General features: G+C 56.1%; 24 protein-coding genes. 8 read left to right on the forward strand and 16 right to left on the reverse strand.

Annotation, left to right across the window (positions count from 1 at the left end):
• Window positions 1-190: 190 nt before the first annotated feature.
• Complete coding sequence (speF, locus tag ACUTQ5_RS13905) at window positions 191-2,353, forward strand: ornithine decarboxylase SpeF (protein ID WP_445651748.1); 2,163 nt, start codon at window positions 191-193, stop codon at window positions 2,351-2,353.
• A gap of 99 nt (window positions 2,354-2,452) precedes the next feature.
• On the opposite strand, the gene mltC is transcribed toward speF, so the two are convergent.
• From mltC to mutY, 3 genes are read right to left on the reverse strand one after another with little or no spacing between them, the layout of a single operon-like run.
• Window positions 2,453-3,529, reverse strand: coding sequence for a membrane-bound lytic murein transglycosylase MltC (gene mltC / locus ACUTQ5_RS13910; RefSeq protein WP_261433129.1), 1,077 nt, complete (start codon window positions 3,527-3,529; stop codon window positions 2,453-2,455).
• Window positions 3,530-3,584: 55 nt separating this feature from the next.
• Complete coding sequence (locus ACUTQ5_RS13915; protein WP_061807913.1) at window positions 3,585-3,857, reverse strand: oxidative damage protection protein; 273 nt, start codon at window positions 3,855-3,857, stop codon at window positions 3,585-3,587.
• Window positions 3,854-4,999 carry an A/G-specific adenine glycosylase gene (gene mutY, locus ACUTQ5_RS13920; protein WP_445651749.1) on the reverse strand — a complete coding sequence of 382 codons (1,146 nt, stop codon included), beginning with the start codon at window positions 4,997-4,999 and terminating at the stop codon, window positions 3,854-3,856. Before mutY ends, ACUTQ5_RS13915 begins: the two co-directional genes overlap by 4 nt.
• Before the next feature lie 132 nt (window positions 5,000-5,131).
• Between mutY and trmB the strand changes: the two genes are divergently transcribed.
• The 4 genes from trmB (at window position 5,132) to ACUTQ5_RS13940 (ending at window position 7,957) form a co-directional block, all read left to right on the forward strand.
• A complete protein-coding gene (gene trmB, locus ACUTQ5_RS13925; protein ID WP_037416729.1) occupies window positions 5,132-5,851 on the forward strand; it encodes a tRNA (guanosine(46)-N7)-methyltransferase TrmB in 720 nt (239 codons plus the stop codon).
• The gene (locus ACUTQ5_RS13930; protein WP_261092587.1) at window positions 5,851-6,177 is read left to right on the forward strand and encodes a YggL family protein; all 327 of its coding nucleotides are present in this window, start codon (window positions 5,851-5,853) and stop codon (window positions 6,175-6,177) included. Before trmB ends, ACUTQ5_RS13930 begins: the two co-directional genes overlap by 1 nt.
• Before the next feature lie 109 nt (window positions 6,178-6,286).
• Window positions 6,287-7,210 carry a glutaminase B gene (glsB, locus tag ACUTQ5_RS13935; protein WP_445651750.1) on the forward strand — a complete coding sequence of 308 codons (924 nt, stop codon included), beginning with the start codon at window positions 6,287-6,289 and terminating at the stop codon, window positions 7,208-7,210.
• A 30-nt stretch (window positions 7,211-7,240) separates the two neighbouring features.
• Window positions 7,241-7,957 (forward strand): YggN family protein, encoded by a 717-nt coding sequence (locus tag ACUTQ5_RS13940; protein WP_445651751.1) that lies wholly within the window; start codon window positions 7,241-7,243, stop codon window positions 7,955-7,957.
• 241 nt (window positions 7,958-8,198) lie between these two features.
• Here the strand turns inward: ACUTQ5_RS13940 and hemW are convergent, their stop codons facing one another.
• From hemW to ACUTQ5_RS13970, 6 genes are read right to left on the reverse strand one after another with little or no spacing between them, the layout of a single operon-like run.
• Window positions 8,199-9,338, reverse strand: a complete 1,140-nt coding sequence (hemW, locus tag ACUTQ5_RS13945) for a radical SAM family heme chaperone HemW (RefSeq protein ID WP_135318006.1) — start codon at window positions 9,336-9,338, stop codon at window positions 8,199-8,201.
• The gene (locus ACUTQ5_RS13950; protein ID WP_445651752.1) at window positions 9,331-9,924 is read right to left on the reverse strand and encodes an XTP/dITP diphosphatase; all 594 of its coding nucleotides are present in this window, start codon (window positions 9,922-9,924) and stop codon (window positions 9,331-9,333) included. Before ACUTQ5_RS13950 ends, hemW begins: the two co-directional genes overlap by 8 nt.
• 17 nt (window positions 9,925-9,941) lie before the next feature.
• Window positions 9,942-10,232 carry a DUF167 family protein YggU gene (gene yggU / locus ACUTQ5_RS13955; RefSeq protein ID WP_135318004.1) on the reverse strand — a complete coding sequence of 97 codons (291 nt, stop codon included), beginning with the start codon at window positions 10,230-10,232 and terminating at the stop codon, window positions 9,942-9,944.
• Window positions 10,229-10,783, reverse strand: a complete 555-nt coding sequence (locus ACUTQ5_RS13960; protein ID WP_445651753.1) for a YggT family protein — start codon at window positions 10,781-10,783, stop codon at window positions 10,229-10,231. The genes yggU and ACUTQ5_RS13960 overlap by 4 nt, the downstream gene beginning before the upstream one ends.
• Window positions 10,784-10,814: 31 nt before the next feature.
• Complete coding sequence (proC, locus tag ACUTQ5_RS13965) at window positions 10,815-11,636, reverse strand: pyrroline-5-carboxylate reductase (RefSeq protein WP_445651754.1); 822 nt, start codon at window positions 11,634-11,636, stop codon at window positions 10,815-10,817.
• 20 nt (window positions 11,637-11,656) lie between these two features.
• Window positions 11,657-12,364 carry a YggS family pyridoxal phosphate-dependent enzyme gene (locus ACUTQ5_RS13970; RefSeq protein WP_445651755.1) on the reverse strand — a complete coding sequence of 236 codons (708 nt, stop codon included), beginning with the start codon at window positions 12,362-12,364 and terminating at the stop codon, window positions 11,657-11,659.
• A 20-nt stretch (window positions 12,365-12,384) separates the two neighbouring features.
• Between ACUTQ5_RS13970 and ACUTQ5_RS13975 the strand changes: the two genes are divergently transcribed.
• A complete protein-coding gene (locus tag ACUTQ5_RS13975; protein WP_445651756.1) occupies window positions 12,385-13,407 on the forward strand; it encodes a type IV pilus twitching motility protein PilT in 1,023 nt (340 codons plus the stop codon).
• Here the strand turns inward: ACUTQ5_RS13975 and ruvX are convergent.
• The 6 genes from ruvX to ACUTQ5_RS14005 form a co-directional block, all read right to left on the reverse strand.
• Window positions 13,404-13,826 carry a Holliday junction resolvase RuvX gene (ruvX, locus tag ACUTQ5_RS13980; protein ID WP_020828599.1) on the reverse strand — a complete coding sequence of 141 codons (423 nt, stop codon included), beginning with the start codon at window positions 13,824-13,826 and terminating at the stop codon, window positions 13,404-13,406. The genes ACUTQ5_RS13975 and ruvX overlap by 4 nt on opposite strands.
• Window positions 13,826-14,389 (reverse strand): YqgE/AlgH family protein, encoded by a 564-nt coding sequence (locus ACUTQ5_RS13985; RefSeq protein WP_445651757.1) that lies wholly within the window; start codon window positions 14,387-14,389, stop codon window positions 13,826-13,828. Before ACUTQ5_RS13985 ends, ruvX begins: the two co-directional genes overlap by 1 nt.
• 168 nt (window positions 14,390-14,557) lie before the next feature.
• Window positions 14,558-15,508: a glutathione synthase gene (gene gshB / locus ACUTQ5_RS13990; protein WP_445651758.1), complete on the reverse strand. Its 951-nt coding sequence runs from the start codon at window positions 15,506-15,508 to the stop codon at window positions 14,558-14,560.
• 10 nt (window positions 15,509-15,518) lie between these two features.
• Window positions 15,519-16,250, reverse strand: coding sequence for a 16S rRNA (uracil(1498)-N(3))-methyltransferase (gene rsmE / locus ACUTQ5_RS13995; RefSeq protein ID WP_445651759.1), 732 nt, complete (start codon window positions 16,248-16,250; stop codon window positions 15,519-15,521).
• Window positions 16,251-16,437: 187 nt separating this feature from the next.
• Window positions 16,438-17,133, reverse strand: coding sequence for a deoxyribonuclease I (endA, locus tag ACUTQ5_RS14000; protein WP_445651760.1), 696 nt, complete (start codon window positions 17,131-17,133; stop codon window positions 16,438-16,440).
• Window positions 17,134-17,413: 280 nt separating this feature from the next.
• On the reverse strand, window positions 17,414-17,926 hold the full coding sequence (locus ACUTQ5_RS14005) for a SprT family zinc-dependent metalloprotease (protein ID WP_445651761.1): 513 nt from the start codon (window positions 17,924-17,926) through the stop codon (window positions 17,414-17,416).
• A gap of 480 nt (window positions 17,927-18,406) precedes the next feature.
• Here ACUTQ5_RS14005 and fumA point away from each other — a divergent pair, with 480 nt between their 5' ends.
• Together fumA and ACUTQ5_RS14015 are read left to right on the forward strand one after the other, a co-directional pair.
• Window positions 18,407-20,053: a class I fumarate hydratase FumA gene (gene fumA / locus ACUTQ5_RS14010; protein ID WP_445651762.1), complete on the forward strand. Its 1,647-nt coding sequence runs from the start codon at window positions 18,407-18,409 to the stop codon at window positions 20,051-20,053.
• A 169-nt stretch (window positions 20,054-20,222) separates the two neighbouring features.
• Window positions 20,223-21,089, forward strand: a complete 867-nt coding sequence (locus tag ACUTQ5_RS14015) for a helix-turn-helix domain-containing protein (RefSeq protein WP_445651763.1) — start codon at window positions 20,223-20,225, stop codon at window positions 21,087-21,089.
• On the opposite strand, the gene ACUTQ5_RS14020 is transcribed toward ACUTQ5_RS14015, so the two are convergent.
• Entirely contained in the window at window positions 21,013-22,065 is a 1,053-nt protein-coding gene (locus tag ACUTQ5_RS14020) for an XdhC family protein (RefSeq protein ID WP_445651764.1), read from the reverse strand. The genes ACUTQ5_RS14015 and ACUTQ5_RS14020 overlap by 77 nt on opposite strands.
• Window positions 22,066-22,071: the final 6 nt, after the last annotated feature.

The following is a 22,071-nucleotide window of genomic DNA, read 5'->3' on the forward strand; positions in this document are numbered from 1 at the left end:
TTTACTGATGTCTATCGGACGCTGCCGATACCAGTCCCCGATAGTTACCTGATAATCTTAAGAGAGTCAGCCGGTCACGCTTGCGCTTTATGCGCTCACGCCGGACATCAATTTGCCGAGATAACCTTTGTTATCTCATCATCGTGCCTCGTGGCACACCCTCATCCTTAACCGTTTGAGAGTTAGCACAATGAAAGAATTGAAAATAGCCACCAGCGCCAGTTTGGTTGCCACCATTGAAACACTGCGCCAGGTCGTCCGCATCGAGCAAACGGACTACACCGACGTGGCCGCGTTAGTGGTGTCGGTGGATGACGTTAACGCAGGTCATCTGGCGCAGCTCAAAGCGACCGGGTTCGAGATCCCGACCTTTGTGGCGGTGGCAGGGGACGAGCATCTCTCTCCGGACTACCTGCCGTTGATCAGCGGTGTTTTTGCATTGGAAGGCGCCAGCAAGGCGTTCTATATGGCTCAGCTTGAAGCTGCCGCCGATGCCTATGAACAGGCGCTGTTGCCGCCGTTTTTCAAAACGCTGAAAACCTATGTGGAAATGGAAAACTCAACCTTTGCCTGCCCGGGCCATCAGGGCGGCGAGTTTTTCCGTAAGCATCCGGCCGGCCGGAAGTTTTTCGAGTTCTACGGTGAAACGCTTTTTCGTTCCGACATGTGCAACGCCGACGTTAAGCTCGGCGATTTGTTGATCCACGAAGGTTCGGCCAAGGATGCGCAAAAGCATGCTGCACGGGTATTCAACGCCGATAAAACCTATTTCGTGCTTAATGGTACCTCTGCCGCCAATAAGGTCGTGACCAATGCTTTGCTGACCCGTGGTGATTTGGTGTTGTTCGATCGCAACAACCATAAATCCAACCACCACGGTGCGTTGATCCAGGCTGGGGCAACGCCGGTATACCTGGAAACCGCGCGTAATCCGTTTGGTTTTATTGGCGGTATTGATTCACGTTGCTTTGATGAGCGTTACCTGCGCGAGCAAATCCGCGAAGTGGCACCAGAAAAGGCCAATATGGCACGTCCATTCCGTCTGGCGATTATTCAACTCGGTACCTATGACGGCACCATCTATAACGCCCGCCAGGTGATCGACACCATCGGCCACCTGTGTGACTACATTCTGTTTGACTCGGCCTGGGTGGGTTACGAAGGCTTTATCCCGATGCTGAAAGAGTGCTCGCCGCTGTTGCTGGAGCTCGATGAACTGGATCCGGGTATCTTTGTCACCCAGTCGGTACACAAGCAGCAGGCCGGTTTCTCGCAGACCTCGCAAATCCACAAGAAAGACGACCACATTAAGGGCCAGAAGCGCCATTGCAACCACAAGCACCTCAACAATGCTTTCATGCTGCACGCCTCTACCAGCCCGTTTTACCCACTGTTCGCCGCGCTGGACGTTAACGCCAAGATGCATGCCGGGGCCGCCGGTCGCCGCATGTGGCTGGATTGCGTGAAGCTGGGTATCGAAACGCGTAAACAACTGCTGGAACGCTGCTCGCAGCTCAGGCCGTTTATTCCGCCGCAGGTGGCGGGTAAAAACTGGCAGGATTACGACACCGATCTCATCGCCAACGATGCGCGTTTCTTCAACTTTGTGCCGGATGAAAAATGGCACGGTTTTGAAGGTTACGCGCAGGATCAGTATTTGGTCGATCCGTGCAAGCTGCTGCTGACTACGCCGGGTATTGATGCGGCTACCGGCCAGTACACCGAGTTTGGCGTACCGGCGACCATTTTGGCCAACTTCCTGCGTGAGAACGGCATAGTGCCGGAGAAGTGCGATCTTAACTCGATCCTGTTCCTGCTGACTCCGGCGGAAAACCCGGCCAAGATGGAGCAACTGGTGGAGATGCTGGTGCAGTTCGAACGCTATGTGGAAGAAGACGCGCCGCTGAGCGTGGTGCTGCCAACGGTGTATCGCAAGAATGAACAGCGCTATCGCGGCTATACCCTTCGCCAGCTGTGTCAGGAAATGCATGACCTGTACGTCAGCTTTGACGTTAAACAGTTGCAGAAAGAAATGTTCCGCCAGCGTCATTTCCCGCAGGTGATGATGAACCCGCAGGATGCCAACGTGGAGTTTATCCGCGACAACGTCGAACTGGTGCCGATTGGCCAGGCGGAAGGTCGCATTGCGGCGGAAGGCGCGCTGCCATACCCACCGGGCGTGCTGTGCGTGGTGCCGGGGGAAGTGTGGGGCGGGGCGGTGCAGCGTTACTTCCTGGCGCTGGAAGATGGTATCAACCGGCTGCCCGGTTTTTCACCGGAGCTACAGGGCGTGTATATCGAGAAAAAGGATCACGGCTGGAAACGTATCTTCGGTTATATGATCAAGCAATAGGCTTTGTACCGCGCCAAGGAGCTTGGTCGTAATGGTTACAGTATCGCTTAGGGATATTGGTGGTCAGGGCGACGCGAGAGACCGCCCTGACCGGGGTGATTAACGGCGTCGATAGCTCTTCTGCGCGTTGTTCACTTTCACCAGATAGCGGCGCGATTCACTGGCCGGATGCTTGGTGGTCAGCGTCTGATAGACATCGCCCGGCTGCATGCCGTTGATGATGCCCACCGCGCGGGTTCTGTCACTGGAGAACACTCTCAGCACGCTGCCCGCCCCGCCGTTATAGGCGGTGATCACCGCATAGCGACGCGAGGTTGGGTTCTGGATGCCGCCCAAATAGTTGTTCTGCAAAATGGCCAGATAGGCGGTACCGGTGTCGATATTGTTCTCCGGATCGAACAGATAACTGCGGCTTGGTTTACCCCATTTGCCACGCATCTGGAATACGTCCTTACCGGCGGTGTGTTGTACCACCTGCATCAGGCCCAACGCATCCGAACCGCTCACCGCATACGGGTTAAAGCTCGATTCGGTCTGCATAATCGCCAGGATCAGCGACTCTTCAACCCCGTACTTCTCCGATGCCTTGCGGACCATCGGCAGGTATTTATGCGCACGCTTGTCCAGGTGGTTTGGTACCAGTTGAATGGTGACCGAGTAAATCACGTGCAGGCCGGAGGTGCGTTTTTGCAGCTTGGTTTGTACCAGATAGTCGGCGAAGTGCGCCGCACGCCATTCCCAACGGATCGGCGCGCCTTTGTTATCCAGCACCTGGCCGTACAGGAACGGCTCTTTACTGATCTGGATATCGTTGACGTCGGAATACAGATCGATAGAACCCGGATCGTCCCCCATCAGCAAGGTGCTGATAATCGCCTGGCGCAGGTGGGCGGCAGGATCGGTAGTGGCGATGGTTTCAATGGTGATGGCGCCAGAATCAAAGTTGATGTGGCTACGGGTTTGATACTGGTCGGTGTATTTAACGTAATCTTTTGGCCCGGCGATCAGAACTTCGTTCAGACCCCAGATATTCTCGATGTTGTGGGCGAATTGGCCCATCAGGATCTCAAAGCCGTTGGTGTCTTTGACCAGGGCTTCGTTAACTTCTTCACTTTTTTTGCCGGAACAGGAAATCAGCAAAGGCGCTATCACTAGCAAAGCTAAAATTTTCTTCATCTTAAAGCCGTATACGGGAAGTATTGAAGAGGGCCAGCGCCTGGCCCCAACAGCGTTATTCGCTCGGTGGCGTATAGCCTTCGATGTGCACGTCGTGCCCTTCGAACAGGAACTTGATCATTTCCGCTTCCAGCAGTTTGCGGTCATCCACGTTCATCATGTTCAGTTTTTTCTCGTTGATCAGCATGGTCTGTTTTTTCATCCATTCTGCCCAGGCTTCCTTCGAGATCTCGTTATAGATGCGTTTGCCAACGTCCCCTGGGTAAAGCTGAAAATCCTGCCCTTCGGCATCGCGCTGCAGGAAGGTACAAAAAATGGTTCTGCTCATGCTAATTCCTCATCAATGGCGCTATCGCCAAATAAACCCTGCGGGCGTGGTGACTGTTTTGCCAACTGTTGTAACAGGCGGTCAACCGGCGCTGCCAGCCCGACCGATGGCGGCTGCGCCAAGTTATACCAGAGACCGGCACCCTCATCCATGCTGGCAGCCGCGTCGTTCATCTCCAACCATATCGGCACGATATCGAGATGGAAATGACTGAAAGTATGACGAAATGCGGTCAACTGCTGCTGACGATTGTTTTTCAGACCGCGTTGTTGCAGCCAGAGTTCCATCTCTTCGCGTTCGCCGAACTGCGGGAAACAAAACAGGCCGCCCCATAGGCCGACGGCCGGGCGTTGTTCCAGCCAGGCTCGTTCGCCGTGTTGCAGCAATAAAAAGTAGGCGGTTTTTTCCGGCAGAGTCTGCTTGGGTTTTTTACCGGGGTATTTCGCCCAGCTGTGATGGGCATAGGCGATGCAGCCCAGGTTGAGTGGACACAGCTCGCACTTGGGTTTGGAGCGGGTACAGACCATCGCCCCCAGGTCCATCATCGCCTGATTGAACTGGCCGACGCCCTGTGCCGGGGTGACGTCTTCACTGATCTGCCACAGCCGGTTTTCGACATCTTTTTTGCCCGGCCAGCCTTCGACTGCATAGCAGCGAGCCAACACGCGTTTCACGTTACCGTCGAGGATCGGGTAATGCTGGCCGAGTGCCAATGACAGTACTGCACCGGCCGTTGAGCGGCCAATGCCGGGCAGAGCGTGGATTTCTTCAAAGGTTGTCGGGAACTCGCCGCCGTGCTGTGCGACAATAGCCTGCGCGGCCTTGTGCAGGTTGCGAGCTCGGGCGTAGTAACCCAAGCCGGTCCACAGGTGCAGCACTTCGTCCAACGGCGCTTCTGCCAGTGTACGCACGTTGGGAAAACGTTCCATAAAGCGCTCGAAGTAAGGGATCACGGTGGCAACCTGAGTTTGTTGCAACATGACCTCAGAGAGCCATACTTTATAGGCGTTTTTATCAAGCTGCCACGGCAGGGTTTTGCGGCCGTAACGTTGGTACCAGTCAAGCACCACCTGTGCGAACTGTTGTGCTTGCATCATAAGCAGATTCAATATCCAGCAGTAAATGAAGCGCGATTGCAGCATAGAGTCATGATGCTGTAAACCGGAACTTTCCGACGCAGCACGGCAGGTACACAAGATGAACACTTGCTAAACCAATGTATCTTTGCATAATGCGCGTTTCCCTAATTGGCAGCCAAACAGACAGAAAGCACTATGATTAATGACGTCATCTCCCCAGAATTTGATGAGAACGGCCGCGCGATGCGCCGTATCCGCAGTTTTGTCCGCCGCCAGGGGCGGTTGACCAAAGGTCAGCAGCACGCGCTGGACAATTATTGGCCGGTGATGGGCGTGGAGTATCAGGCTGAACCTGTCGATATCACCGCACTTTTTGGGCGCGATGCGCCGACCGTGCTGGAGATCGGTTTTGGCATGGGCGCCTCGCTGGTGACCATGGCGGGCAATAACCCGCAGCAGAATTTCTTGGGGATTGAAGTACACTCGCCGGGCGTGGGCGCCTGCCTGGCCGACGCTACCGAAGCGGAACTGAGCAACCTGCGCGTGATGTGTCACGACGCGGTTGAGGTACTGGAGAATATGATCCCGGACGGTTCGCTGGACATGGTGCAGCTGTTCTTCCCCGATCCGTGGCATAAAGCGCGCCACAACAAACGTCGCATTGTACAGACGCCGTTTGTGGAACTGGTGCGGCGCAAATTGAAAGTCGGCGGCGTATTCCATATGGCCACCGACTGGCAGCCTTACGCAGAACATATGTTAGAGGTTATGAACGGGATCTCAGGCTATCGTAATCTTTCCAGCGATAATGATTACGTGCCGCGCCCGGATTCACGCCCACTGACAAAATTTGAATTACGCGGCCAGCGTCTGGGACATGGCGTTTGGGATTTGATGTTTGAGAGGAAAGAATAATGGCTAAGAACCGCAGTCGTCGTTTACGTAAAAAGTTACACATTGAAGAGTTTCAGGAGCTGGGTTTCTCCGTAGCATGGCGTTTTGCCGAAGGCACCGCAGTTGAAGATATCGACGGCACGCTGGACGCTTTCATCGACGAAGTGATTGAGCCAAACGGTATGGCGTTTGACGGCAGTGGCTACCTGCAGTGGGAAGGTTTGATCTGCCTGCAGACTATCGGTCATTGCACCGACGAACAGCGCGAACTGGTCAAAAAATGGCTGGAAGCGCGCAAGCTGAGCGACGTTAAGGTTAGCGATCTGTTCGATATCTGGTGGGACTGATTTTCGGTTGATTACCACAAAGAGGGGGGAAACCACGTTTTTCCCCCCTCTTTGTCAATAGTCTCAGGTGCCTTAACGGCACCTTTATTTTGTCCGGAGTGTGACCGCGGTGGTAACTACATTGGATAACGCGTTGCTGGAAGATATCCTGCAACAGGTGCGCCCGCTGATTGGCCAGGGCAAGGTGGCGGACTATATTCCGGCGTTGGCGGAAGTGGCGTCCGATCGTCTGGCGATCGCCGTTTGCACCGTCGATGGCGAAATGTTCCAGGCCGGTAACGCCACCGAGCGCTTCTCTATTCAGTCAATCTCCAAGGTGCTGAGCCTGACGCTGGCGCTGACGCGCTATCAGGAGCACGAGATCTGGCAACGGGTCGGCAAAGAGCCTTCCGGTCTGCCGTTCAACTCATTGCTGCAGTTGGAGATGGAGCAGGGCAAGCCGCGCAATCCGTTTATCAACCCCGGTGCGCTGGTGGTGTGCGACATGCTGCAAACGCGGCTCAGCGCCCCCAAACAGCGCATGCTGGAAGTGGTGCGCCAACTGGCGGGTGAAGAAGACCTGGCCTATGATTCGCGGGTCGCCCGTTCCGAGTTTGAACACTCCGATCGCAATGCGGCCATCGCCTATCTGATGAAGTCGTTCGGTAACTTTGAAAACGACGTGCTCACCGTGCTGCAAACCTATTTCCACTACTGTGCGCTGCGGATGAGCAGTCTGGAGCTGGCACGCAGCTTTGTTTACCTGGCCAATCAGGGACGTGACCTTAACGGGAGTGAAGTGATCAGCCCGCTGCAGGCGCGCCAGATTAATGCGTTGATGATGACCAGCGGCATGTACGATGGCGCGGGGGAATTTGCCTATCGCGTGGGCATGCCGGGCAAGTCCGGTGTCGGCGGCGGCATTGTCGCCATCGTTCCCGATGAGCTGTCGATCGCCGTCTGGTCGCCGGAACTGGATGCCTCAGGTAACTCACTGGCGGGAACTGCGGCGCTGGAACTGTTGTCTCAACGGATCAGCCGTTCGATTTTTTAATCCCACCACGGAAGGGAGTCAGGAGAAAATATGTTAAAGAAAACCGGGTTAGCCTTACTGCTGTTGACTGCTTCACAGGCACATGCCGAATATCAGTGCAGCGTTAAACCCCAGGACGACGTGATTATCAGCCCGCAGAACGTGCAGGTGACGGGAGCCAGCGGCAACCTGCAAATTTCAGCGGATGGCGATGTGACCCGCAACGGTCAGGCCCTGAGCCTGAATGACAGCCAGCGGCAGAAGGCCTTTAGCTACCAGAGCGCATTGCGTAAGGAACTGCCGTGGATCGACAAGGGCGCGCAGCAGCACCTGGAAAAAGCGCGCGTGGCGTTGGACAAGGTGATCGTCAAGGAGTTGGGCAGCGACAGCAACGTGCGCAACCGCCTGACTACGCTCAATGACCAGCTTAAACAGCAGATGAACCGCATTATCGAACACCGCAGCGACGGCCTGACCTTCCACCACAAGGCGATTGATCAGGTTGAGCAGGATGGCCGTAACCTGGTGCAGCAGAGCATGGGCGGCGTGTTGCAGGACAGCCTGAACGAGATGGGCGTCAAGCAGGCGGCCAACAGCGGCGGCAATCCGTTGCAGGCGATCATGGGCAATCTGGGTGGCTTGCAAAAAGCGATTCAGAACGAATGGAACAATCAGGAGCAGGACTTCCAGAACTTCGGCCACGACGTGTGTAACCGTGTTACCGGTCTGGAAGCCCAGCGTAAAGACCTGCTTAATGCTTTGAAGTAACATCAAATCAGCGCGGGTAGTTTGTTTTCGATTATCTCAGATTAAAACCAAAAAAAAGCGCTGAATTGTCAGCGCTCAGACTGATGACAAACCTCATTCCTGCCCAGAGCGAGTAGAGGCCGATAAATAAAAATCAGGAAAATCAATTTATTGATTTTCAGCTGCTCACCACAAAGCAGGAAAAACCACGCTTTTTCCTGCTTTGTCAGCAACCTAAGCGCTGAATTGTCAGCGCTTTTTGTTATTCATCCGCCAGAAACAGTTCCAGCAGCGAGTTAAGGAACAGCTTGCCTTTCTCGGTGATCTGCCAATATTCCGGCGTTTCTTCCAGATAGCCTTTCGCCAGTGCTTCGTCCAGCTGTGCACGGATAGTGCTTTCATCCAGTCCGGTGTAGCTGACGAACTCGGCGCGCGGCGCAGCCTCCAGCAGGCGGAAACGGTTCATAAAGAACTCGAATGGCCGATCTGCCGTCGTCACCTCATGCTGTTTGTCCATATACTTGCCCTGCATAAAACCGCGCGGATGCTTGGTTTTCGCGGTGCGTAGAATGCGGCCGTCGCTAAAGGTCAGTTTGCCATGTGCGCCACAGCCAATCCCCAGATAGTCGCCAAAGCGCCAGTAGTTGAGGTTGTGCTGGCACTGATAGCCCGGCTTGGCATAGGCCGAGGTTTCATACTGCTGATAACCGGCGGCGCTCAGCAACTCATGACCTCGCTCGAAAATATCCCACAGTGCGTCGTCGTCCGGCAGCACCGGTGGGCGTGAGCTGAACAGGGTATTGGGCTCGATGGTCAACTGATACCACGACAGGTGCGGCGGGTTTAGGGCAATCGCCTGGCGTAAATCGTCCAGCGCTTCTTCCAGCGACTGGTCCGGCAGACCGTGCATCAGATCGAGGTTAAAACTGCGCAGGCCGAGACCTGTGGCCAGATGCGCTGCGCGTTTGGCCTCTTCCGGGCCGTGTATACGCCCCAGACGGGTTAACTTCTCGGCGCTGAAGCTCTGGACCCCGATAGAAATGCGGTTCACACCGGCACGCTGGTAGCCGCTGAAGCGATCGGCCTCCACGGTGCCGGGGTTAGCCTCCATGGTGATCTCGGCGCCATCAACCACATGAATACGCGCCCGCACGCCGTCCAGCAGCGATTGCATGGCTTCGGCACTCAGCAGGCTGGGGGTGCCGCCGCCGATAAAAATGGTACTGATTTCACGGCCGGCGACCAGCGGCAGATCGGCATCCAGATCCGCCAGCAGGTGATCGACATACTCCTGATGCGGAACTTCGCCCTTTAACGCATGCGAGTTGAAATCACAGTAAGGGCATTTCTGCACGCACCACGGGATATGGATGTACAAACTCAGCGGAGGCAGCTTAAGCATTGCGCATGGCTTCCAGCATCAGTTTCAGCGCCTTGCCACGGTGCGATATCGCGCGCTTCTCGTCGCGGCTCAGTTCGGCGGCGGTACGGCCGAGTTCCGGGACGTAGAAGATCGGATCGTAGCCGAAACCGCCTTCACCTGCCGCGCTGTCGGTGATTTCACCGGCCCAGCTGCCGTGGAACACCAGCGGTGTTGGGTCTTCGGCGTGACGCAGATACACCAGCACGCAGTGGAACTGAGCGCCACGACGGCCTTGCGGTACGTCTTTCAGTGCCACCAGCAGTTTGTCGAGGTTTTGCCGGTCAGAAGCGTCAACGCCCGCGTAGCGTGCAGAATAGATGCCCGGCGCACCACCCAGAGCGTCTACCGCCAGACCCGAGTCGTCGGCGATCGCCGGCAGGCCGGTGATTTGCGCCGCGTGACGGGCTTTGAGGATGGCGTTTTCGATAAACGTCAGGCCGGTTTCCTCGGCAGACTCTACGCCCAGTTCGGTTTGCGCGACCACATTCAGCCCGAAATCGGCCAACAGGTCGGCGAGTTCGCGCACTTTGCCCGGGTTACCGGTGGCAAGAACGACTTTTTGCATGATGACTACCTTGAAATTTATTCGATTAGCGCCGCGACCACGGCGGGGATCTGTTGCGGATTAACGATGCGTAACTGTTTATGCCGCCCCAGTTCGCCTTTCTCTATGGTGACGTTGCCTTTCGCCACTTTGAACTGTTTGGCGAGAAACTTGATCAGATGAGCGTTGGCCTGGCCGTCTACCGGCGGGGCGGTAATGGCGACTTTAAGTTCGTCGCCATGCAAACCGACAATCTGGTCGCGGCTGGCTTTCGGCTGAATATATAGCCTGATCGCCAGCCCGTCCAGCACTGGGGTTACTGCACTCACAGCAGGAACCAGATCTCACCGAACAGATCCATGCCCAGGTAGTTGATCAGATACAGGATCAGGATCACCACCATCGCCGAAAAATCAATGCCGCCCATGGCCGGCAGAATGCGGCGGATGGGGGACATCAAGGGCTCGGTCAGTTGGTACATCAACTGATCGATTGGGCTGCGGCCCTGGCTTATCCAACTCATCAGCGCGCGGATAATCATTACCCAGAAGATCAGGTAGCCGGCCGACTTCACCAGCGAGATCAGGCCAAACAGCAGGTTATATGGGCTGAGTGACATTGCGCCGCCCTGGATCAGCAGCAGCAGCGGGTACTTAATGGTCATCAGCAGGAACGCCAGCAGCAGTGATGCGCTGTCGATAGGCCCCATGGATGGAATAATGCGGCGCAGCGGGCCGATCACCGGTTGGGTGATCTTCACGACAAACTGTGCGAATGGGTTGTAAAAGTCAGCGCGCGTCCACTGCATCCAGATACGCAGCAGCAGTATCATGACGTACAGATCAATAACGGTTTTGACCAAAAAAGTCAGCGTTAGCATGTAGTAGCCCTTCTCCTTAACTCTCGATTATTTAAAATGATTTTTCCATTTCCTGCGCGCGTGATACTGCCGCCTGCATGGCTTTGGCCACGGTTGCCGGCAGCTGTTGCTCGTTGAAAACGCGTAGTGCTTCGGCGGTGGTGCCGCCTTTGGAGGTGACCTGCTCACGCAAGGTCGATAATGGCGTATCCGGGTTGGCTTCCACCAGTGCAGCCGCGCCGGAGGCCGCCTGCTGCACCAGATCACGGGCGGTCTGGCTGTCGAAGCCCATACGTTCGGCTTCCTGTTGCATGGCTTCCATAAACAGGAAGAAATAGGCCGGTGCGCTGCCTGCTGCGGCGATCACGCTATTAATGCCATTTTCGTTATCCACCCAACAGACTTTGCCGACTGACGCCATCAAATCGCTGGTGTAGTCGCGGTCCTGCTGGCTGACCTGCTGCGGTGCATACAGACCGCTCATGCCTTTGCCCACCAGCGATGGGGTATTGGGCATGATGCGCACGATGTTCAGCTTGTCACCCAGCAGTTGATAAAAACGGTTGACCTGGATACCGGCGGCGATCGACAGTACCAGCTTGGCGTTGAAATCGACCCCTTCGCGCAACGGCTGGCAGACGTCGGCCATCATTTGCGGTTTGACTGCCAGCACCACCACATCGGCGGCCTGGGCGCAGGCCTGGTTGTCGCTGCTGCTGGTGACGCCGTAGTCCGCTGCCAGCGCATCACGGTTTTTGGCCGAAGGTGCACAGACGCTGATGGATTCCGCCGGATAACCGCCCGCCACCAGGCCGGCGATGATAGCGCGCGCCATGTTGCCGGCGCCAATAAAGGTAATCTTACGGTGTTGCATTAAAATTCCTCGTCAGTGTGTCAGGACTGCGAATAATCTCGCGCGCCAAAAATGGCGGTGCCAATACGCACCAGGGTGCTGCCTGCGGCAATCGCCGCCGTCATGTCATCGGTCATGCCCATCGACAGCGTGTCTACCTGTGGATATTGCTGCTGCAGCGCCAGGAAGGCGTCGCGCATTTGGCCGAACACCGCCAACTGGCTCTGATAATCCTCCTGCGGGGCTGGAATAGCCATCAGCCCGCGCAGTCTGAGGTTGGGCAGGGCGGCAACCGCCTCCGCCAGCGCCGGCAATTCAGCCAGTACAATGCCAGATTTACTCTGCTCATCGCTGATATTTATTTGGATCAGAACGTTAAGCGGCGGCATCTCCGCCGGGCGCTGTTCATTCAGGCGCGAGGCGATACGCAGCCGATCGACGGTGTGGCACCAGGCAAAGTGCTCTGCCACCAGCCGGCTCTTATTGGATTGCAACGGGCCGATAAAGTGCCAAGCCAGCGTTGCGCCTTCCGGCAGTGTGGCGAAATGCTGAACCTTATCCACCCCTTCCTGAACATAGTTCTCGCCGAAGGCACGCTGGCCCGCTGCGATGGCTGCTGCGATCGCCGCCACAGGTTTGGTTTTACTCACTGCAAGCAGCGTCACTTCTTCTGGAGCGCGAGCGCAGCCTTGAGCGGCCGCGGCAATGCGGTTTCTGACATCCTGCAGATTCTGTTGGATAGTGCTCATTATTGACCCAGGAGATTGATATGGATATCGATGAATTCGTGGCCCTTAGTGTAAAGCATAATGCTTCCGATCTGCACCTTTGTACGGGGCATCGGCCGATGTTGCGCATCGATGGTGAATTACAGCCGCTGGCAGGTGCGGAAAAACTGACCGAGACCAAGATGCATCGCTTGTGCAACGCGTTGCTGCAACCCCAGCAGCGGCAGCAATTGCAACAGCAGCGGCAGCTTGATCTGGCGCTGACGCTTGCGGACGATATTCGGCTACGCGCCAATTTCTTTCTGCAAAGCCTCGGGGTTTCGCTTGCCTTGCGGCTGATTGCCGGCGAGTGCCCGACGCTGGCGGGGTTGGCAGCACCAGACATCATTCCAGCCCTGGTGCGCAGGGAAGATGGCCTGATTTTGGTGACCGGCGCGACCGGTAGCGGTAAATCCACCACCCTAGCGGCAATGATTGACGACATCAATCAGCACCAGCGGCGGCATATCCTCACGCTGGAAGATCCGATTGAGTTTATCCACCGCAGCCGGCAGTGTTTGATTCAGCAGCGGGAGTTGGGGCGCGACAGCCATAGCTTTGACGATGCGCTGCGGGCCGCACTGCGTGAGGATCCTGATGTGATCCTGCTGGGGGAGCTGCGTGACACCACCACCATCAGGCTTGCGCTTACCGCTGCGGAAACCGGCCATCTGGTACTGGCGACGCTGCATACCCGTAGCGCGACGCAGGCGGTCGATCGGCTGGTGGATGTTTTCCCAGCGGAAGAAAAGCCCTACGTGCGTGCCCAGTTAGCCGGTAGCCTGCAGGCGGTGATTGCACAGAAGCTGTTGAGTCGGCCCGGGGGCGGCAGGGTGGCGATTTTTGAGGTGCTGACGGCGACGGCAGCGGTCAGCAGCATGATCCGCGAGGGCAAAACCCATCAGCTTGCCAGCGTGCTGCAAACCGGTGGGCAGTCCGGCATGCAGACCTTTGAGCAAGGTCTGCAACAGCGGATCGGTGCGGGATTACTGGGCGGTGTGGAGGGGACTTTGCCAAGGGATTAACCCAATTGCCGTTCGAACCAGCTTTCCAGAATTACTACCGCTGAGGCGGAATCCACGCTGCCCTTGTCCAGCGCACGGAAGCCGCCGCGATCGAACAGGTTGGCGCGGGCTTCGACGGTACTCAAGCGCTCATCATGCAGCGCGATCTGCACGCCAAAGCGGCCGTGCAGGCGGTTGGCGAACTTGCGTGCTTGCTCGGTGACCGGCTGCTCGGTGCCGTCCATGTTCAGCGGCAGACCGACTACCACCAGATCCGGTTGCCACTCTTTCAGCAACTTCTCGATCTTCTGCCAGTCCGGCGAACCGTCCTGCGCTTTGAAGGCCGCTAGTGCACGGGCGCTGCCGGTAAGCTCCTGGCCAATGGCCGCACCGATGCTTTTGGTGCCGAAGTCGAAGGCGATAATGGTGCGGTTGGTCATCAGGCGTGTCCTGCATGGTTGGCAATACTGCGGATATCGATGCCCAGGCGGTTGGCGGCCTCGCGCCAGCGGCTGGCGATCGGCGTATGGAACAAAATGTCGGTGTCGGCTTCAATGGTCAGCCAGGCGTTTTCCAGCACTTCCTGCTCCAACTGGCCTTTTTCCCAGCCGGCATAACCGAGCGCGACCAGCACGTCATCCGGCTGCTCCGGGGTGCCCAGCGTTTCCAGCACGTCTTTCGAGGTGGTGATCATGGTATCCGGCGAGATCTGAATGCTGGAGCCAAAGCCCTTGCGCGGCGTATGCAGGATAAAGCCGCGATCGTCTGCTAACGGGCCGCCGGCAAACACCGGTTTATCGAGGCTGATCGCCGGATCACGCGCCTGTGGCATGATCTTCAGTTTGCTCAGCACTGTTTCCACCGTGAACTGTTCCACCGGTTTATTGATCACCAGGCCCATGGCGCCCTCTTCATTGTGCTCGCAGACATAAATCACCGAGCGTTTGAAGCGAGGATCCTGAAGTGATGGCATAGCGATAAGAAAATGGTGCTGTAAATTCATGGTGTTATTTAAGGTATTTGATTGGTGAGAAGTTAAACAGCCGCCAGTATGCGGCCATCCCTGTCGCCTTTCAAGTTGCAGCGTTGTTAGCCGCACTCGCTCAGCCGAGGCCGGTAGCGTCAGTAGGGAGGTCAGGATAGCGGGCGACAACGCCGCCCGCACTGCGGATTACTTCGCTGCCAGACGCTTTTCGATCGCGTCCATCAGCATACCGGTGATGGACACCGGGAAGGCCGCTTCGATTTCGCGTGCACAGGTTGGGCTGGTGACGTTGATTTCGGTCAGTCGATCGCCAATCACGTCAAGGCCAACGAAAATCAGCCCTTTTTCTTTCAGCGTCGGCGCTACCGCACGCGCAATTTTCCAGTCGCTTTCGCTCAGCGGACGCGCTTCACCCCGGCCACCGGCCGCCAGGTTACCACGGGTTTCGCCCTGCGCCGGAATACGCGCCAGGCAATAAGGCACCGGCTCACCGTCCACCACCAGAATGCGTTTATCGCCTTCCTTGATCGCCGGAATGAAGTTCTGCGCCATGCAGAAACGACTGCCGTGTTCGGTCAGGGTTTCGATAATCACCGACAGGTTAGGGTCATCCTGCTTCACACGGAAAATCGACGCGCCGCCCATGCCGTCCAGCGGCTTGAGGATGATGTCGCCATGCTGCTGGTGGAATTTACGGATGTGCGCCGCACTGCGGCTGACCAGAGTGTCCGGCGTCAGTTCCGGGAACCAGGCGGTGAACAGCTTTTCGTTGCAGTCACGCAGGCTCTGCGGCTTGTTGACCACCAGCGTGCCCTTGACCTCTGCGCGCTCGAGAATATAGGTCGCGTAGATGTATTCGGTATCGAACGGCGGATCTTTACGCATCAGGATCACGTCCAGATCCTGCAGCGCCAGATCCTGCTCGCGGCCAAAGCTGAACCAGCTCTCTTTATCTTCTTTCACGCTGAGCAGGCGGGTGCGGGCGCGGCCGTCACCGGCGTGCAGATAGAGATCGTCCATCTCCATATAATGCAGTTCCCAGCCACGGCGCTGCGCTTCGAGCAGCATGGCGAAGCTGGTGTCTTTCTTGATATTGATGGAGGCGATAGGATCCATCACGATGCCGAGCTTAATCATCTTTTCTCCTTTAACCCAGATCGCCGAAACGTACCTGTAAAGCGGTAATTGCGGTGAGCGCTGTGGTTTCTGTACGCAGAACGCGTGGCCCCAGCAGGATATCAGTAAATCCGTGGCCTGTGGTCATCGCAATTTCGTCTGTAGATAAACCGCCTTCTGGCCCAATCAGCAACCGGACATGCTCCACTGGCAGCGGCAGGGTATTGATGCTGTGGCTGGCACGTGGGTGCAGGTTCAGCTTCAGGCTGCCATCCTGCTCGGCACACCAGGCTTCCAACTGCATGGCCTCGCGGATTTCCGGGATGCGGTTGCGGCCGCACTGTTCACAGGCGGCGATGGCAATTTTCTGCCACTGCTGAATTTTTTTCGCCAGGCGTTCGCCGGAAAGCGCGACGCCGCAGCGCTCGGAAAACAGCGGGGTAATAACGTTAACCCCCAGTTCGATGGATTTCTGAATGGTGAACTCCATTTTCTCACCGCGAGAAATCACCTGGCCCAGATGCAGATCGAGCGGTGATTCACGGTCTTCCAACTGGCCGGCGCTGAGCTGCACCTGAACGCTTTTCTTGTCGACCTGGGTGATCACGGCGTCAAACACCTGATTGCTGCCGTCGAATAACTGCAGCGCCTTTCCGGCGTTCATGCGCAGTACACGCCCGATATGGTTGGCGGCGTCTTCGCTTAAGAAGATTTCCGCGTTGTCGATCAACGGCTGCGGGTGATAAATACGGGGTATACGCATATGAATATTCGATCCTGACTAATATGCAGTCATCAGTGCTGCAGCTTGAAAAAAAAGAGTATATACCCAAAGTAATTGAAGCTGCAGCAAGGCGGCAAGTGAGTGCATCCCGATGAGCTTACTTAAGTAAGTGATTCGGGGGCGCTCACGCAGTCAACACCGCTGCAGTTTTAAGTACGAAGGGGATTTAGCCCTTTCGTTGCTGGCAAGCCTGTTGAATATAAGGATTATGGTTGCCCTGTACCTTAGCGATGCGTGCTTCGCGCAGGCATTCCCATTCGTTGACCGGGTATTGGCGATTCCATACCTCAAAAAGCTGGGTTTGCTGGCGGGAAAGCCGCAGTTGATAACGGTCGCGCATATAGAAGTAGGTGCGGGCGATCGTACCGCGGGCGCGGGCGGGCGGTTCGGCCTGCTTATTTTTGAAGTCCACTTTCATCGGACACTGGCCGTACTGGCCCTCACCGCCTTTCCATTGGTTGTACATAAAGTTATTGCGATCGCCGTTCACTTCACCTATCGCCGGCTGCAGGTTGTGCAAATCGGTTTCGATTTGGCGGTAAGCGGCGTCTTTATTGCAATTTTTGCGCCCGCCCTGTTGCCAACACTGCAATTGATGACCGAACTGCCAGGCCGGTACCACGTGTTCCCATTCGATACGTTGCGCACGTTGGGCGTTTTTACGCGCCTGATAGCCACAACTGTTCAGATCGGGAATGCCCTTTTTGCCCTGCCAGTCTATCCGGCAACCGCAGTAGAAGGAGCCGGGGGCGTCCTGATTGATTTTGGCTGCGGCCGCCTTGGCCTGAGAAAAGTTATTGATACCGTGCGCCTGTGCGGCACCGGCAGTGAGAACCACCATAAATAAAATTTTGCGAAGCATATTCCAAAACAGCTCAAAATTGGAAAAGCAGGCAGGGTAATGGAAGTTTACAGCAGTGGCAAACGTCCCCGTCGCCTTTCAAGCTACAGCGTTGTTACCTGCTTACAAGACCCATATCTGGGCCTTGCCCCTTCGGGGCCGCTGATCGCGCGTTCAAATCTGTTCCCGACAGATTTGTCACCCACCCCAGTCACTTACAAAAGTAAGCTCCTGGGGATGAACGAGCTGGGCGCCTAGCTGTAACTCGAAATTCATAGGGGGGTACGCGTGATTATCTCGATTAAACAGGCTCGCCGGCGAAAAATTTCAGTTTGTCGCCACACTGACGGCAGCGATATTCACTTTCTCCGCGCATCACGCGATTGTGGCGGCGCACGGTCAACTGGTGTAACTGGCAACTGCAGCGGTAGGGGTAGGTTTTGCTCTGCACCGAGGCAATCTCAAACTGATGGGTACGGCTGGCCGGTACCTGCAACACGCCTTCCATCATCCAGCGCCATTCGTTGCCGTGGGGGGGCACGCGGCCAAACTGGCGGAATACCAGCAGGTGCGCCAGTTCATGCGGCACAACTTCATTGATAAACGGCTGTTGGTTTTCCATCAGCAGCACCGGATTCAGTCGGATTTCCCAGGCTTGCAGCCAGGCGGTGCCCGCGCTGGTTCCGCGTTGCTGGTAAACGACTTTGGGCTCGGGGAACTCGACGGAAAAGTGCTGACGGGCCAGCTGCAATTTTTCTCGCAGACAGCGCATCACCGCCTGTTGCAGTGCAATGGGGATTCTTACTTTGTTCATTGCGGCTAGCTTAAGCAAAGGCGCGCCGGCTGGCAATAAGCGTTACCCATCATACTTGAAGCTGCCTCTGTGTTGGCTGCGCTTACTCACCCGAATCACTTACTTGAGTAAGCTCATCGGGATGAGCACCCTTGCCGCCTTGATGCTGCTCCAATTATTTTGGGTATGGATAGGGAAGAATGGCAGTTTTTCACCGCATTGATAACCCGATCGACGCTGATGGATTGTAATCATTGTGTTAACTGCGGGATAATAAACCGTATATGCCGAGTCCCTGCCTGTAGGGGGTGAATATATTGGCCCCGAGTAATGCGGGTGTAGCCAACAACACCCTTAAAAATCAGAGGGAATTATGCGATTTAGCGCAATAACTGACTGATTAAAAGTACGTAAGGTGTGGGGAGTTTTTTGACGCGGCCTGCCCCGAGCTGGCTGAGTAAGTGTGAATTTAACGCAGCTGATGTTGCAAGTGAGAGATTAATGTCGAATAAACCGTTCCATTATCAAGATCCGTTCCCGCTGAAAAAAGACGATACCGAATACTATCTGTTGAGCCGTGACCACGTTTGTGTGAGTGAGTTTGAAGGCCAGGAAGTGCTGAAAGTAGCCCCCGAAGCGTTAACCCTCCTTGCTCAACATGCATTCCATGACGCCTCATTCATGCTGCGCCCGGCGCATCAGCAACAGGTGGCCGATATTCTCAAGGATCCGGACGCCAGCGAAAACGACAAGTACGTTGCGCTGCAATTTTTACGTAACTCAGAAATCGCCGCCAAGGGTATTTTACCGACCTGTCAGGATACCGGTACCGCCATCATCGTCGGCAAAAAAGGCCAGCGCGTCTGGACCGGCGGCGGTGACGAAGCGGCATTGTCTCGTGGGGTGTACAACACCTTTATCGAAGACAACCTGCGCTACTCGCAAAACGCCGCGTTGGATATGTACAACGAGGTCAACACCGGTAGCAACCTGCCGGCGCAGATCGATCTCTACAGCGTTGACGGCGAAGAATACAAGTTCCTGTGTATCGCCAAGGGCGGCGGTTCAGCCAATAAAACCTATCTTTACCAGGAAACCAAGGCGCTGCTGTCTCCGGGTAAGCTGAAGGATTATCTGGTCGAGAAAATGCGCACGCTGGGTACCGCAGCCTGTCCGCCTTACCACGTGGCGTTTGTTATCGGCGGGACCTCGGCCGAAGCGACGTTGAAAACCGTCAAGCTGGCCTCGACCAAGTACTATGACGGCCTGCCGACCGAAGGCAATGAACACGGCCAGGCATTCCGCGACGTAGCGCTGGAAGAAGAGTTACTGAAAGAAGCGCAGAATCTGGGGTTGGGCGCGCAGTTTGGCGGCAAATACTTTGCGCACGATATCCGCGTGGTGCGTCTGCCGCGCCATGGCGCTTCCTGCCCGGTAGGCATGGGGGTTTCCTGCTCCGCTGATCGTAATATCAAGGGCAAGATTAACCGTGACGGCATCTGGCTGGAGAAGCTGGAGCACAACCCGGGCAAGTTCATTCCGCAAGAACTGCGTCAGGCTGGGGAAGGCGAGGCCGTCAAGATTGACCTCAACCGCCCAATGGCCGATATCCTCAAGCAGCTGTCGCAATTCCCGGTGTCCACCCGCCTGTCGCTGAGCGGCACCATTATCGTGGGGCGTGACATCGCACACGCCAAGCTGAAAGAGCGGCTGGACAACGGCGAAGGCCTGCCGCAGTACGTTAAAGATCACCCGATTTACTACGCCGGCCCGGCCAAAACGCCAGACGGTTACGCCTCCGGCTCTCTGGGGCCAACCACTGCTGGGCGCATGGACTCTTACGTTGATCTGCTGCAGTCCCACGGCGGCAGCATGATCATGCTGGCCAAAGGCAACCGCAGCCAGCAAGTGACCGATGCCTGCCACAAACACGGCGGTTTCTATCTCGGCAGCATCGGTGGCCCGGCGGCGGTACTGGCGCAACAAAGCATCAAGAGCCTGACCTGTGTCGAATACCCTGAACTGGGGATGGAGGCCATCTGGAAAATCGAAGTGGAAGATTTCCCGGCGTTCATTCTGGTGGATGATAAAGGCAATGACTTCTTCCAGAAGATCCAGGCAGGTCAGTGTTCGCGCTGTGTGAAATAACTTTCGTCAATACTTGCCGTCCGCGGTCGGGCGGCAATTTTTCAGGTTTGCTCAGGCCTGTGTAAAGTCCTGTAGCCCGCTGGACGCCGCGTTTTAACCTGTATACCCTACGTGCGCAGTAGTAATACACGCATAAAGGCATATTTGGCACAGAAGGCTCGGCAACTACATGGAAACGCAAGAAAATCATATCAGGGAATTATTGGTCTGGATTGAAGACAACCTGACCAACCCGCTATCATTGGATATCGTTTCTGCCAAATCAGGCTACTCGAAATGGTATCTGCAGCGAATGTTCAAGACGCAGACCGGTCTGTCGCTGGCCTCCTATATTCGCGCCCGCCGCCTGTATCTCGCCGCTTTTGCCTTGCGCTTCACGCAAAAAACCATTCTTGATATTTCCATTGAATATCAATTTGATAACCAACAAACCTTTTCCCGCTGCTTCAAAAAGCACTTTGCCGAATCCCCCAGCGTTTATCGCCATGCCCGCAAGCAGGACTTCAGTCATCTGGTTCGTTCGCTGTCAGTCAACCATCCCGGCGATATTCAGGTTGACCGCATCAAGGTAGTCAAAGGGCAGTATGCCATCAAAGGGAAAAGTTACGCTTATCACCTCGATATTGCCGATTTGGATAAGTCGCACCTGCACATTCGCAGCAAAATCAGAGAGCAGTTTTATCAATCGGTGGACAGCCGACCGACGTTAACCTTTTCGCTTACTGAGTTTATACCCGATGGAGAGCAGGTCAGGGTAGAATACGCACTCGGTGTTGCGGCGGATAGTCCTGTCAGTGATGAGGCCGGGCTTGAGCCATGGCCGGAAATTCACGGCGATTTTTGCCGTTTTTGTTATTCCGGCAAGCAGGTGGCCTTGCACGAGCATGTGGTGCAGATTTACACCCAGGCATTACCTGAACTTGGCCTGGCCCGTAGAGAGGGGCCTGATCTGACCATGTTCAACTCTTCGCTGAACGAGCGGGAGGAGTTGCAGCTTGAGCTCCAGCATCTGGTGCCAGTGACTCCGCTTGGTTGACAGACAGGGCGGCGGTAGTGCGGTTTTTCTGCTGCACGACATCCGCCATTACCGCCAGCGCGATTTCCGCCGGGGTTTTGCTGCCGAGTGGCAACCCGATTGGGGCATGAATACGTTCCAGCTCCTGTGGGCTGAATTCGGCAATTTGTTGCAGACGCTGGCGGCGACGTGCGCTGTTGCGCAATGACCCCATGGCTCCGATGTAAAATGCCGGGGTGTGGATCGCCTCCATCAGCGTCAAATCGTCCATGCGCGGATCGTGGGTCAGCGCCACAATCGCCGTATTGGCGTGGCAGCCACCGTCTTCAATAAACTTGGCCGGGAACTGGCGCAACAAGGTGACGTTGGCTCTGAGCTGCGGGGCGAAATTATCCAGCGCCTCCGGCCGATTCTCACAGACCAACACTTCAAACCCCAGTGAGCTGGCGAAATCGGCGCAGTACAGCGCCACGCTGGATAACCCGGCGATCAGCAAACGCGGTGCCGCGGCGATATGCAAAGTGACCTGTGGGCCACGACGTTCCACCTGGGTGGCGCTGGCGAAATCGGTCAATGTCAGGCTGGTACAGGCATCGGGCAGGGTCAGGCGTTTGACCAGCGCGTGGTGCCCGTTCAGTGCACCGGCAATTTTTGTCAGATAGGCAATACTGTCGTCACCGGCAGGCAGGGATTCTATTAGTACTTCCAGTACGCCGCCGCACGGCAGCGCCACGTTCGGCTCCAGACCCCCTTCACCATAACGGATCACCTGGCTGGCCGCCTGATATTCTCCGACCGCCACGCGTCGCAGAAAATCCTCTTCCACGCAGCCCCCTGACAGCGACCCGCAGTAATGCCCGTCTTGGGTGGCCACCAACATGGCCCCCGGCGATCGCGGTGAGGAGCCGTAGGTGCTCAGTACGGTGCACAGCCATACCGGTTGTTGCTTCAGCCAGCTTATCGCCTGGTTGACCACGGTGATATCGAGATGTTGCATAGAGGA

It is taken from the genome of Serratia sp. NA_112.1 (genome assembly GCF_052691715.1).